Below are 12,951 nucleotides of genomic sequence, written 5' to 3' on the forward strand. Positions count from 1 at the left end.
CATGTCATTATTCTTGTCTCCAATAAGCCTCATGGACCGCGTGCAACACGGTTGCCATGGATTATTGGAAACGGATGTAAGGTGCCGTTGTACGAACGGATCGAAGATGTAAAAAGTCGTAAGTTTTTTGTACGTCAGCTCTGGATCAGCTGTTCCAGGGTGGCGCGGGCCTGGGCAAGCTCGGTGGCCAGCGGCGCACCGAGCGCTTTCAACGCCTGTTCGTCATGCTGCCGGGCAGCGTCCTCAAGGCGTCGCAACAGCGCGGCCAGGCCAGAAAAACCCAGGGAGTCGCAACTGCCGGCCAGGCGGTGGGCCAGGTGCAGCACTTCGGTAAAGTCCTGGGCCGGCAGCGCCTCGGCCAATGCGGTGGCGTGCTGCTCCAGCGACTGGCGCAGTACCTTCAACAGGCCTTGCAGCTTCTGTTCACCCAGCAGCGAGCGGTGGGTGTCCAGCAATGACCAGTCCATTGTCGCGTCGACGCCGGCCACTTCAGCGGGCGCCGCTTCGGCCAGCGCCCGGCGCAGGTTGTCCAGCCGCAGGGGCTTGGCCAGCACCCCCTGCATGCCGGCGTCCAGGTAAGCCGGCACTTGCCCCGGTTGCACGCCAGCCGTCAGTGCCAGGATCCGACTGTGACGGTTCGGCCCGGGCGTGGCACGCAGTTGCCGGCACAGCTCCACCCCGCTCATGCCGGGCAGGTGCACATCGAGCAGGATCAGGTCGAAGCGCCGCTGTGCGCAGGCCAGCAGGGCCTGCCCGGCGTCCTCGGCAAAGCTCACCCGGTGGCCATCGCGCAGCAGCAACCCACCGGCCACCTCGCGGTTCAATGCCACGTCCTCGACTACCAGGATATCCAGGCTGGCCAGGGGCGAAGGGGCTGGTGAGTTGGCCTGCACTGGCTGCCCGCGAGCCATGTCGAGTTCGAACCAGAAGCAACTACCCTGCCCTTGCACGCTGTCCAGGCCAATGCAGCCCCCCAGTTTTTCCACCAGGTGCTTGCAGATCGCCAGGCCCAGGCCGGTGCCGCCGTAGCGCCGGGCCACCGCCTCGCTGGCCTGGACGAAGCGGTCGAAGACCCTGGCCTGCACAGCCGGCTCGATGCCGATGCCATTGTCGCTGACCGACACCCGCACGCGCTGCGAGCCCTGGTCACTGGCCAGTACCTGCACCGCAAGCTGCACCTGGCCGTGTTCGGTGAACTTGATGGCGTTGGCCAGCAGGTTGCTGAGCACCTGGCGCAGGTACTGTTCGGCACCGTGCTGGTACTCGGCCAGTTGCTCGTCGATGTCCAGCTGCAGGGCGTCGCCATTGTCCCTGGCCATGGGGTCGAGCAGCGCCAGCACTTCCTGGCACAACTGGCGTAGCGAAAAACCGACCAGCTCGGCGCGGCTTTCGCCCTCCTCGAGCCGGGCGAAATACAGCACTTCGTTGAGAATCGCCAGCAGCCCCTCGCCGGCCTTGTACAAGGCCTCGACGCGCTGGCGGTCGGCCGCCTCCAGCCGGCCGCCGCGCAGCAGCTCGGCCATGCCGAGTATGCCGTTGAGCGGTGTGCGCAGCTCATGGCTCATGGTCGCCAGGAAGCGTGACTTGGCCAGGTTGGCGGCTTCGGCCTCGTCCTTGGCCCGGGCCAGGCTGGCGGTGCGCCGCTCGACCATGGCCTGCAGTTCGTCGCGCTTGTCCTGCAACGCCAGGCGGTCGCGCTCGCGGCGCTCGATGTCACTGAGGATGGCGCGGCGCATGTCATCCAGGGCATTGGCCACGGTGTCGATCTCGTCCGGGCGCGTCGACGGCCGGCGCCCCAGGCGCAAAGGTTCTTGCCACTGGCCGGCACCAATACGCCGGGCGAACTCGGCCATCACTTGCAGGTGGCGGGTGACCAGGCGGTAGAACAGCCCCGACAGCGCCACCGCCAGGCCACACAGGAACACGCCCATCCACAGCAGGCTGGCAAGGCCAGTGGCATACAGGCGCCTGTGCACCGCGCCCAGGTCGATGCTCACTTCCAGCTCGCCCAAGTGCCTGGCCGGCCCCGAGGGCGGCTGGTAATCGAGGGGGAAGCGTTCGATGCGCAGCGGCCCCTTGGGCTCGGCGGCGCCGCGCAGCAGCTGGAAATCGTCGCTGACCAGGCGCACCCGGGCGACATCGGAAAAGTCCACCAGGCCGCGCAGTTGTGCGTCCAGCTGTGCCTCGTCCAGGTCCCACAGGCTGCGCTCCAGGCTGGCCAGGTAACCGGCGCGGATCAACGCCATGCGCGCCTCGATATCGCGCATCTCGCGGCGGTATTCGAAGTACAGCTGCACCGAGCTGGCCAGCACGGTGAAGCACAGGCTGAACAGCAGGATGAACAGCAGCAGGCGGCGCAGCAAGCCATCGGTGCGCAGGCGGATCATCGGGAGTCCGCCGGCAGGTTGACCATGTCGCGGTAGGTCACTTCGCTCTGCTCCAGCCAGCGCTCGATCTCGCCGGCCTGGTTCATGCGCTGCAACTGCGCGTCGATTTCGTCCATATGCTGGCTCAAGGGCGATTGCCGTGATATCGCAACGCGCAGGTAGTCCACGCTCAGGGCCGTGGGCAATACGCGGATGTCCTGCGCCCCGGGCAGGTTTTCGATGAACAGCTGGCCGGTGCGCCGCTCCTGGATCACGTAGTCGATGCGCCCACGGATCAGCTTGCCGAAGTTCTGCTGGCTGGACGACACCCGTTCGATGTTCTGGTGGCGGGCGACGAAGCGGTCGAAATCGGCGCCGTAGCTTTCGCCGTACAGCAGGCCACCACGGTAGCTGGCCAGGTCCTCCAGGCGCTGGAACTGCACTGGCCGCAGGCGGTTGTAGAACACCGCCACTTCCTCACGCACTACCGGCACCGTGGAAAAGCGCATGCGTTGGTCACGCTGGTCGCTGTTGTAGGCCAGCACCACGTCCACCCGCCCGGCGGCGGCGTCCATCAGGCAGCGCTTCCAGTTGCCCAGCACCACGGTCTGCACTTCGTAGCCCATGCGCGCGAACAGCTCTCGCACCACGGTGGGGGCCAGGCCACGCACCTGGTGGCCGTCACTCCAGGAAATCGGCGGGTACACCGGGTAGTCGCAATAGCGCACCGGCTGCCTTGCACTGGCTTGCACGGCGAACAATGCCAAGGCCAGCACCCAGGCGCTGCGGGTCATGCCGCCACGCTGGCGGTGAACAGGTAGCCGGTGCCGTGGATGGTGATGATCAGCTGGGGCTCGGCCGGGTCGTCGTGCAGCTTGCGCCGCAGGCGGCCGACCAGCACGTCGATGGAGCGGTCGTTGGGCACCCACTCGCGGTTGCGGATCTGGTCCATCAACTGGTCGCGGCTGAGCGTGTGGCCGCTGTTGCGCAGGAACACGCTGAGCAACTGGAACTCGCCATGGGTCAGCAGGGTTTGCCCGCCACGGGCGTCGATCAGGCGCCGGCGGTCGGTGTCCAGTGCCCAGTCGGCGAACTGCTTCAGCGATTGCGCGCAGGCCGGCGCCGGGTGCACCTCGCGGGCATGGCGCACGCGGCGGATCAGGTTCTTGGCGCGGGATACCAGTTCGCGGGGGTTGAGCGGCTTGATCACGTAGTCGTCGGCGCCGCATTCCAGGCCGACGATACGGTCGATGTCGTCGTTGCGGCCGGTGATGAGGATGATGCCGACCTCCGAACGTACCCGCAGCTCGCGGGTCAGGGTGAGGCCGTCCTTGCCGGGCAGGCGGATGTCCAGCAGCACCAGGTCGACATCCTGGCTGCCGAGCAGGGCTTCGGCCTTTTCCGCGGTGTCGGCGCAGTGCACGTCATAGCCTTCCTGGGACAGATAGGCCTGCAGCAAGTCACGAATAAGCGGATCGTCATCGACGATCAATACCCGAGGCGTCATTGCGTGTCGTCTCTTTTTTTTATTGGTTTGTTCTACACACTCGCGACAGCAGCGTACTCGTTACTGAACAGGCGATCAACAGCCCTCCGGCAGGCTGAAGCGGCGCCGGCCACCGGCCTGCAGGCCATCGACCCAGGCCTCGCAGATCAGCACGCCCTGCTCGGGGGTGAAGGTACCGGGGTTGAGCCCCGACTCCAGCCACAGGCCATCGAGCAAGGCGCTCAGGCTGATGGCCGCGAGGTCGGCATCGAAACCCTGCCAGCCCTCCTCCCCGGCCAGCGTGGCCAGCAGCCCGCTCAGTTCATTGCGGTATTCGCCATAGGAATGGTCATGCACCTGGTTGATCGCATCGGCGGTCTTCACCGCCCCCCAGAACGCCAGCCAGGCGTCGAGCAATTGCGGGTCGAGCAGCTCGGCGCAGAACGAGGCGCGGAAGAACGCCGACAACCGCTCGCGGGCATTGGGCGCGGCCTGAGCCATGGCCTCGCGCAGCAGGCCCATCACCCGGCCGGTGACCGCCATGTAGGCTTCGGCCACCAGCTCATCCTTGCCGGCGTAGTGATGGCTGATCAACCCGACCGAGACCCCGGCCTCGGCCGAAATCTTGCGGATCGACGCGCCCTGGAAGCCATGGCGCTTGAGGCATACCAAGGTCGCCTCGACCAGGTTGGCTTTGCGCAATTCCGGCAGCATGCGGTGGTAGCGGGCTTCCTGGTTCATCGGCGGCTCTCGGGCTAGGGGCTGGACTGAACGACTGTACAACAAGCCGGACTGCGTGATAAACCCTTGGCACCCATGCCCACAACAACAAAAGCGGCTGCCATGAACGACCTGATCACACGTGACCTGGACCAGGGCCTGCTGACCCTGGCCTTCAACCGCCCCGACAAGCTCAACGCCTTGAACACCGCCATGTACCAACAGCTGGGCGACCTGCTGCTGGCGGCAGGTGAAGACCCTGATGTAGAAGCCATCATCATCACCGGTGGGCCGCAGTGCTTTACCGCCGGCAATGACTTGCGCGACTTCCTCGACAACCCGCCTGCCGACCTGGACAGCCCGGTGTTCCGCCTGATGCGGGTGGTGATGGGCCTGGACAAACCGCTGATTGCCGCGGTCAGTGGCGCGGCGATCGGCATCGGTGCCACCTTGCTGTTGCATTGCGACCAGGTGCTGGTCAGCCGTACGACCAAGTTGCGCATCCCTTTCGCGCCGTTGGGCGTGTGCCCGGAGTTTGGTTCCAGCCTGCTGCTGCCGCGTTTGCTTGGCCATGCCCGGGCGGCTCGCCTGCTGCTGGCAAACGAGTTGCTCGACGGTGAACGGATGGTGGCCTGGGGGCTGGCCAATGAACTGCATGAAGACGGTGAACAGTGCCTTGCAGCTGCCCGGCGCCTGGCGCGACAGCTGCAAGGTTACCCGCAGGCGGCGCTGCGCATCAGCAAGCGGCTGCTCAAGGACGGCCAGCGGGCCGAGCTCGAGGCGACAGTGGCGCGGGAGGCCCGGTTGTTCATCGAATGCTTGCGCACTGAAGAAGCGCGAGCGGTGTTGCGAGGGTTGATCAAAGATTGAAACCCAGGGGCCGCGTTGCGGCCCATCGCCGGCAAGCCAGCTCCCACCTCGACTGCATCGACCTCAAGCCTTATGCAGTACCTGTGCGAGCAACTGTCTCGCTCAAATTCTAAAAGTTGGCGCGATTCCCTGTAGGAGCGGCCTTGTGTCGCGAAAGGGCTGCAAAGCAGCCCCAGAAAAACTCAGAAACCCCAGGATTGCTAATAGCCGGTCATCTCCAGATACCCACGCCCACCCGCACTCCCGGTCAAGCGCACCGGCCCCTCCCAGTACGGGAACCGTGTCTCCATCCAGGCCTGCGATTCCACAGCCTCGACCCGCACATCCACGCCATGCTCCGGCACCTGCACCCGCCATCGCGTCGGCACCTGCTTGCCGTTCTTCTGCCGGGCCCAGGCCAGCGCCTGCAGCTGGATCTGCGCCCCCTGCAGCACCACCACTTCACCCTGCGGGCCGACCCAGGTCCCGGCGCGATACGCCTCCCCCTGCACCTCGCGCACCTGAAACAGCATCAGCCTGGCGCCACTGTCCAGGTGCAGGGAAAACCAGTCCCAACCCGTCTGCCCGGCAGCCAGCGGCTGGCTGCTCCATTCCCGGTCCAGCCAGGCCTGGCCGGTGACGGCAATGCACTGGCCGTCACGCTGCACTTCCCCACTCACCCGATAGAACGGCTGACTGTAATAGTACGAAGCCTGCCCCTTGCCGGACTTCTCGCTGTAGCCCTGGTCCCCGTGCAGCACCAAGGGCCGATCGCTGTGCAGTTGCAGGTCATAGCGAAAGCCGTCACCACCGGCGACCATTTGCAGATTTTCGATGCCATTGCTGCCCTGCAACGACCAGTCATTGATCCACGCCCGGAACGGCTGGGCCTGCACGCCAGCCTGGCCGATACTCCCGCGCGCCAAGGTTTCGCCAGACCGATGCCCCCCGGGACCGGTCAGCGCCGCATGCCCCATCCACAGGTTCGGGCTGTTCCAGCCGGCAGTCTCGGGGCCTGGGCGCAGGGCCGAGCGAAACAGCGTCCACTGCGCGCCCCAGTCCCGCCCCTGGAAGTCCTGGAGGTTGGCGGTGACATACCACCATTCGATGCGAAAGCCATCGTGGGCCCCATGGTCACGCGGAAATTCCAGGCGATGGCCGCGCCGTACCTGGCTGAATTCACCCGCCTGCTGCCCGAGCCCGGCATAGCTTTGCTCGGCGGGCTGGTCACAGCCGCCCAGCAACCCACACAGCAACAGCCAGGCGCTACGTTTCATCGGCAAACGGCCTCAACAGTTCGCGCGGCTGGCGACGCGCCAGCTGCCACAAGGGCCACGCGCTGGCCAACAGGCTGGTAAGCATGCCCAGCACCGCCAGGTGCAGCAGTTGCGCAGGGAACACGTAGAGCGGCAAACGCCAGCCGAATGCCTGCACGTTCACCACCGCGACCAGGCACCAGGCCAGCAGGATGCCCAGCGGGATCGCCAGCAGCACGGTAAGGCTGCTCAGCAGCAATGTCTGCCCAAGGCTCAGCCACACCAGGTGCGTGCGCCGCACACCCAGTGCCCACAGCGGCGCCAACTGGCCCAGGCGAGTCTGGCCCAGGGTCAGCAAGTTGATGAACAGCGCCACGCCAGCCACGCCAAGGGTAAGGCTGTTGAGCGCGGCGGTGGCGGCGAAGGTGCGGTTGAACACGTCGGTCGACCAGCGTTTGAGACGCGCCTGCTCGACCACACGGCTGTCGTCCAGGGCGAAGCGCTGTTGCAATGCAGCCTCGAGCGCCGACGACTGATCGCCCACCAGATCGACACTCAACCCGGTCAGGGTTGCCTGTGGCCAGTGCCCGCGCAGCCAGCCGGCATTGACCAGTACGTGCCCTTTGGGGTTGCCGTAATCGGCGTAGATCCCCACAACGGTCAGGGCAGGCGAAGTGTCTGCCGCCAGTCTCAGGCGATCGCCCAGTTGCAGTTTCAGTCGCCTGGCCAGCTGTTCACTGAGCATCACCGCCTGGCCACTGGCCAATTGCTGCCAGGCCTGCTTTTGCTGCGCCAACAATGGCCAGCGTGTGCGATAGACAGGATGATCGACGATGCCCTGGACCTGCACTGGCCAGCCCTGCAGCTGCGTTTCCACACGCCAGCCGGGTAATACCATACCAACTGAAGGTTGCTGCCTGAGCCACTCGGCTATCTGCAAGCCCTGGGCGGTGTCCCTTGGGATGACATACAGGTCGGCGGACAGGCGCAGGTCAAGCCAACCGACAAAGGTCTTGCGAAAGCCCTCGGTCATGCTGCCCACGCCGACACTGGCGGCCAGCGCCAGCAACAGTGCCATCAATGCCAGGCTCAGGGCTGGCAGTTGCTGGCGACTGTCGGCGATGAACCATTGCGACAAAGGCCGCCGGCAATGGCGCGCCAGCCAGACCAGCCCCCGGTCGAGCAAGGCCGGCAGCAGTAACGCCGCCGCCAGCAGCAAGCCTGCCAGCAGGCCGAACGCGCTGGGCAGGCTGTCGCCCAGCACGGCACAGCCCAAGGCCAACAACAGCAACAGGCCGGCCACCAGAGCCTGACGCCGCAACCACGGCCCCTGCGCCAACCGCCACGCCTGAGGTTGCGCCAGCGCCAGCAACGGTAACCGCGCCGCACGCAATACGCTGCCCAAACCCGCCAGCAGTGCCCCCAGTACGCTCACCAGTACACCCATCAGCCACCACCCGGCGGGCAGGCTCAGCGTCCCGGCGACCTGGGCGCCATACAGGCCGCGCAAGCTGGCGGCCACATCGGGCAACAACCACGCGGCTAGCCCGTAACCACTGGCCACGCCAGCCAGACCGCCCAACACCGCGAACAGGCCAAGTTCCAGCACCAAGGCACACAACAGGGTATGCAAGCCGATGCCACAGGCGCGCAGGTTGCGAATCAGGCCGCGCCGCTGCTCCAGTGCCAAGCCGATTGCAGCATGGGCGATGAACAGGCCGACGACGAACGCCAGCAGGCCGAGGGCGGTCAGGTTGAGGTGAAAACTGTCGGTCAGCCGCTGCAGACCGCCATCGTCCTGTTCGGGTTGCAGCTCAAGGAAAGACGCGATATCCGCGGGCAACGGCCCCGGCGCGGCAGCTACCAGCAAGCGCGAAAGCTGCCCGGGGGCGTGCAGCAATGTCTGGGCGTGGCCGATATCGACCACGATCACCCCCGGTGCCAGCGCTGGCTGCAAAACCAACGGCGGCAGCTGCTGCCCTTCGCTGTCGCGTGGCGACGCCCCCGGGGCTGCATTCAGCTGACGCAAAGTGTCTGGCCCAACCCAGGCTTGCCCGGGCATGCCAATGAAGGCCCGCAGATCGAACGTTCGAGGCTGTACACCGGCGATGCTGCTGGTCGGCGGCAAGCTCAATGGCTCGATGCCGATCAACCGCACGCTGCGCGCCGGCTCACCGGGCAAGCGCAAGCGCCCTTCCAGTACCGGCGTCACCGCCCAGCCCAACCTGCGCAATTGCACGTAAAGCGTCTGATCGAAGCGCTCGCCATGGCGCGGTACCAGTTGCGCCTGCAGCGGCCCGGCCAGCACCGCGCTGGCCCGGGCATAGTCGCTACGTGCCTGGCTGTTCAGCGCCTGCACACCGGTCCACAGCGCCGTGGCCAGCCACAGGCCGGTGAAGATGCTGAAAAACTGCACGCGATGTCGCCGCCAGTGGCTTAGCAGCGCCAACAAAGCCAGCGCCAGGAGTTTCATCAGCCCTGCTCAGGCCGCACGCGGCCGGCCTGCAGGTAACAACGCTGCTGCAGGCGCGCCGCTAGCCGGGGGCTGTGGGTCACCATCAACACACCACTGCCAGCCTCGGTGACCAGCTGCAGCAGCAGGCTCAACACCTCGTCGCTGCTGGCTTCGTCGAGGCTGCCGGTGGGTTCGTCGGCCAGCAACCAAGCCGGGCGACCGGCCAGGGCGCGGCCAATGGCGACCCGCTGTTGCTGGCCGCCAGACAGTTGCTCCGGGTAACGCGCCAGCAAATCCGCCAAACCCAGGCGCTGCGACAGATAGGCCAGCCAAAGGGGATCATGCCGACCGGCCAACCGGGCCTGGAACGCAAGGTTTGCCCCCACGTCCAGGCTGCTGATCAGGTTGTACTGCTGGAACACCAGGCCAATGCCCTCCCGCCGCCACAGCGCCAGCGACGCCTCGGAACGGCTGTCGAGCGGGGCGTCGTCGATCAGGATGCGGCCACTGTCGGCTCGGTCCAGGCCGGCCACCAGGTGCAGCAACGTGCTCTTGCCGCTGCCCGACTCGCCCATCAGCGCCAGGCTGCTGCCGCGTGCCAGGCGCAGGTCGACGCCCTGCAGCACCGGAAGCGGGCCTTGGGGGGTGGGGAATGATTTGTGGAGGTTTTCGATGACCAGCATCGACGGGCCTTGGTGGGTTCAAGTGTCTTCTTAGGAATAGCAGGTTCATGGCGACATGGGCGTGCTCATGGACTCAACTTGCATCGTTCCATCAACAAGTTCCATCACCACTCCGCCGCCATGAACAAATCTTCATTTTGCTGGCAAGCGCCCTGATCACGGGGCACACAGCCAATACCAGCCTACCGCCAGCCGGCACTTGCCTTGAGGGTGCGGTACGGGTTGCGTAGCATCCGCGGCCCGATCGCGCGCGTACAACCACCGCGCCACCTGTAGGAGCAGCCTTGTGCTGCGAATGGGCCGTCGTGGCCTGCTGAACTACTACGGTGCTACCGTCCTCTTCGCAGCACAAGGCTGCTCCTACAGGCACTGCTACCCGTCAGGACAGAGTCACCGATGCCACAACCCATCCCCCTCAAGGACCACGAAAAGGAAAAGCACCTGGTCAACCGCCGGCTTCTGGCCTGCGCCGCCCTGGTCTTCAGCCTGGTCGCCGTCCTGGTGGGCCGGCTCTATGTGCTGCAGGTGCTGCAACACGACCAGCAGACCGCCGTATCGGAAAACAACCGCGTGCACGTGCTGCCCATCGCCCCCGAGCGCGGGCTGATCTACGACCGCAACGGCGTGGTGCTGGCCGACAACAAGCCCAGCTTCGACCTGACCATGACCCGCGAGCGGGCCGGCGGCGACACCGCCAAGGTGCTCGATACCCTGGCCCAAGTGCTGAGCCTGACCGAGGACGACCGCAAGCAGTTCGACAAGGACCTGCGCCGTGGCCGCAAGCCGTTCGAGCCAGTGACCCTGATGGTCGGCCTAAGCGAGGAGCAGATCGCCCTGGTGGCGGTGAACCAGTTCCGCCTGCCAGGCCTGGAGGTGGAACCACAGTTCATCCGCGAGTACCCGCTGGCCGAGCATTTCGCCCACTCGGTGGGCTATGTGGGGCGCATCAACGAGAAAGAGGCCAAGACCCTCGACAGCACCGAATACCGGGGCACCCAGTCGATCGGCAAGACCGGCATCGAGCACTTCTACGAAAGCCAGCTGCATGGCCACGTGGGCTACGAGGAGGTCGAGACCAACGCCCAGGGCCGGGTGATGCGTGTGCTCAACCACAAGGCCCCGACCCCGGGCCAGGACATCGTCCTGACCCTGGACGCCCACCTGCAACTGGCCGCGGAAAAGGCCCTGGGCGACCGCCGCGGCTCGGTGGTTGTGCTCGACCCGGCCAATGGCGACGTGCTGGCGATGGTCAGCAACCCCAGCTTCGACCCCAACCTGTTCGTCAAGGGCATCAGCTTCAAACAGTACGCCGCCCTGCGCGATTCCATCGACCGCCCGCTGTTCAACCGCGTGCTGCGCGGCTTGTATGCCCCCGGTTCGACGGTGAAGCCGGAAGTGGCCATCGCCGGCCTCGACAGCGGCGTGATCACCCCGGGCAGCCGGGTGTTCGACCCCGGCTACTACGAGCTGCCAAACTACGACCACAAGTACCGCAACTGGAACCGCAGCGGCGATGGCTGGGTGGATATGTACACCGCCATCATGCGGTCCAACGACACCTACTTCTACGACCTGGCGCACAAGCTGGGCATCGACCGCCTGCACGACTACATGGCCGAGTTCGGCCTGGGCCAGAAGGTGTCGCTGGACATGTTCGAGGAAGCGTCCGGGCTGATGCCGTCGGCCGAGTGGAAGCGCGCCACCCGGCGCCAGGCCTGGTTCCCGGGCGAGACGCTGATCCTGGGCATCGGCCAGGGCTACATGCAGGTCACCCCGCTGCAGCTGGCCCAGGCCACCAGCCTGCTGGCGAGCAAGGGCGTGTGGCACCGCCCGCACCTGGCCATGACCGTGGGTGGCGATGCGCCGGTAGACCCCAACCCGATGCCCAATATCGTGCTGCACGACAGGCACGCCTGGGACCAGGTCAGCCAGGGCATGCAGATGGTCATGCACGACCCGCGCGGCATCGCCCGCGCTGCCGCGGCCGGTGCGCAATACCGGATTGCCGGCAAGAGCGGCACCGCGCAGGTGGTGGCGATCAAGCAGGGCGAACGCTACAACCGCAACAAGACCCTGGAGCGGCACCGCGACAACGCCCTGTTCGTAGGCTTTGCCCCGGCTGATCACCCGAGTGTGGTGGTGGCGGTGATGATCGAGAACGGCGAAGCTGGCGGGCGGGTGGCAGGGCCGGTGGTGCGGGAGGTGATGGATGCCTATCTGCTGGATGAGCAGGGGCATCTGAAGCCGGAGTATGCGGGTGGGGTAGCGCCTCGCAGCGTGCCGCATGCGTGAGAATCGCTGGAAGCCGCTCTATGGCCTGTTCGGGCCTCTTCGCGGGCACGCCCGCTCCCACAGGTGCTGCGCCAACCTTGAAAGCGGCGCGATACCTGTGGGAGCGGGCGTGCCCGCGAAGAGGCCGACACAGACACCCAAATTGCTAGCTCCGATCGCCTCCGCGATCATCCCCAACGTCATGGTCAGCCCCATCGTCGGCGCCATGCCCTACACCGTGGGTCTCGCCCACATCGTGATTCGCCTCATGATTGGCCTCGTGGTTGGCCTCGTGGTCGGCACCATCATCAGCACCATTGCGCCCGCGGCCATCATGCCCACCACCATCGCCACTGTGCCCGCTGCCACTGCCGCCGTGGCCACCACCCGAGCCACCACCGCCGCTACCGCCACCTCCACCGCCATGGCCACCGCCGCCGCCACTACCACCGCCGCCACCTCCGCCACCATGGCCACCGCCACCGCCACTACCACCACCTCCGCCACCATGGCCACCGCCACCGCCACCGCCACCATCCTTCGCATACGCGCTGGAGGTACCGTCAATGGAATCTGGCACCAACACGGCCGAAGCCGACAACACTGTACCGATCGCCAAAGCCAACAAGCATTTCCTGAGCATCATGATGCCTCCGCTTGGAGTAGCACCGGGTTGCACGACGCACCCTGTGATTTCCGGCCCCCCATGGGGCGACTTGCTAACCAGCGCGGCCTTCCATCTGCAGCGGTTGAACGAGATCCTTCAGGGCCTGCCGGCCAAATATTTCGGGATGTTTCTTGATTTCTGAGCGTAGCCACGCCGCTGCGCTTGTCACCGACCGGCCATCAGAATGGCTGGCTCGCC

Annotated in this window: 11 protein-coding genes; 3 read left to right on the forward strand and 8 right to left on the reverse strand. The window is 66.0% G+C overall.

Going from position 1 to position 12,951, the window contains the following annotated elements:
* Positions 1–134: 134 nt before the first annotated feature.
* The 4 genes from ACK56M_RS17270 to ACK56M_RS17285 all read right to left on the reverse strand — a co-directional run bounded on the left by ACK56M_RS17270 (position 135) and on the right by ACK56M_RS17285 (position 4,593).
* Complete coding sequence (locus ACK56M_RS17270; protein WP_411958812.1) at positions 135–2,387, reverse strand: ATP-binding protein; 2,253 nt, start codon at positions 2,385–2,387, stop codon at positions 135–137.
* Positions 2,384–3,160, reverse strand: coding sequence for a substrate-binding periplasmic protein (locus ACK56M_RS17275; RefSeq protein ID WP_137163662.1), 777 nt, complete (start codon positions 3,158–3,160; stop codon positions 2,384–2,386). Before ACK56M_RS17275 ends, ACK56M_RS17270 begins: the two co-directional genes overlap by 4 nt.
* Positions 3,157–3,873 (reverse strand): response regulator, encoded by a 717-nt coding sequence (locus tag ACK56M_RS17280; protein ID WP_012271826.1) that lies wholly within the window; start codon positions 3,871–3,873, stop codon positions 3,157–3,159. The genes ACK56M_RS17275 and ACK56M_RS17280 overlap by 4 nt, the downstream gene beginning before the upstream one ends.
* 75 nt (positions 3,874–3,948) lie before the next feature.
* The gene (locus tag ACK56M_RS17285) at positions 3,949–4,593 is read right to left on the reverse strand and encodes a TetR family transcriptional regulator C-terminal domain-containing protein (protein WP_015270774.1); all 645 of its coding nucleotides are present in this window, start codon (positions 4,591–4,593) and stop codon (positions 3,949–3,951) included.
* Positions 4,594–4,695: 102 nt separating this feature from the next.
* Here ACK56M_RS17285 and ACK56M_RS17290 point away from each other — a divergent pair, with 102 nt between their 5' ends.
* The gene (locus tag ACK56M_RS17290) at positions 4,696–5,442 is read left to right on the forward strand and encodes an enoyl-CoA hydratase (RefSeq protein WP_015270775.1); all 747 of its coding nucleotides are present in this window, start codon (positions 4,696–4,698) and stop codon (positions 5,440–5,442) included.
* A gap of 200 nt (positions 5,443–5,642) precedes the next feature.
* Here the strand turns inward: ACK56M_RS17290 and ACK56M_RS17295 are convergent, their stop codons facing one another.
* Genes ACK56M_RS17295 through ACK56M_RS17305 form a run of 3 tightly spaced genes read right to left on the reverse strand, consistent with a single transcriptional unit; the run spans position 5,643 to position 9,815 of the window.
* Positions 5,643–6,698, reverse strand: coding sequence for a lipocalin-like domain-containing protein (locus ACK56M_RS17295; protein ID WP_411958813.1), 1,056 nt, complete (start codon positions 6,696–6,698; stop codon positions 5,643–5,645).
* Positions 6,688–9,150 carry an FtsX-like permease family protein gene (locus ACK56M_RS17300; RefSeq protein ID WP_411958814.1) on the reverse strand — a complete coding sequence of 821 codons (2,463 nt, stop codon included), beginning with the start codon at positions 9,148–9,150 and terminating at the stop codon, positions 6,688–6,690. The genes ACK56M_RS17295 and ACK56M_RS17300 overlap by 11 nt, the downstream gene beginning before the upstream one ends.
* Complete coding sequence (locus ACK56M_RS17305; RefSeq protein WP_087501292.1) at positions 9,150–9,815, reverse strand: ABC transporter ATP-binding protein; 666 nt, start codon at positions 9,813–9,815, stop codon at positions 9,150–9,152. The genes ACK56M_RS17300 and ACK56M_RS17305 overlap by 1 nt, the downstream gene beginning before the upstream one ends.
* Positions 9,816–10,211: 396 nt before the next feature.
* On the opposite strand from ACK56M_RS17305, the gene mrdA reads away from it, so the two are divergent.
* Positions 10,212–12,107, forward strand: coding sequence for a penicillin-binding protein 2 (gene mrdA, locus ACK56M_RS17310; protein WP_264209505.1), 1,896 nt, complete (start codon positions 10,212–10,214; stop codon positions 12,105–12,107).
* A 210-nt stretch (positions 12,108–12,317) separates the two neighbouring features.
* Here mrdA and ACK56M_RS17315 read toward each other — a convergent pair whose 3' ends face one another.
* The gene (locus ACK56M_RS17315; protein ID WP_411958815.1) at positions 12,318–12,632 is read right to left on the reverse strand and encodes a hypothetical protein; all 315 of its coding nucleotides are present in this window, start codon (positions 12,630–12,632) and stop codon (positions 12,318–12,320) included.
* Positions 12,633–12,652: 20 nt separating this feature from the next.
* Here ACK56M_RS17315 and ACK56M_RS17320 point away from each other — a divergent pair, with 20 nt between their 5' ends.
* Positions 12,653–12,895 carry a hypothetical protein gene (locus tag ACK56M_RS17320; protein WP_052261066.1) on the forward strand — a complete coding sequence of 81 codons (243 nt, stop codon included), beginning with the start codon at positions 12,653–12,655 and terminating at the stop codon, positions 12,893–12,895.
* Positions 12,896–12,951 lie beyond the last annotated feature (56 nt).

Source organism: Pseudomonas sp. s4 (assembly GCF_046764235.1).
Lineage (GTDB): Bacteria > Pseudomonadota > Gammaproteobacteria > Pseudomonadales > Pseudomonadaceae > Aquipseudomonas > Aquipseudomonas asiatica.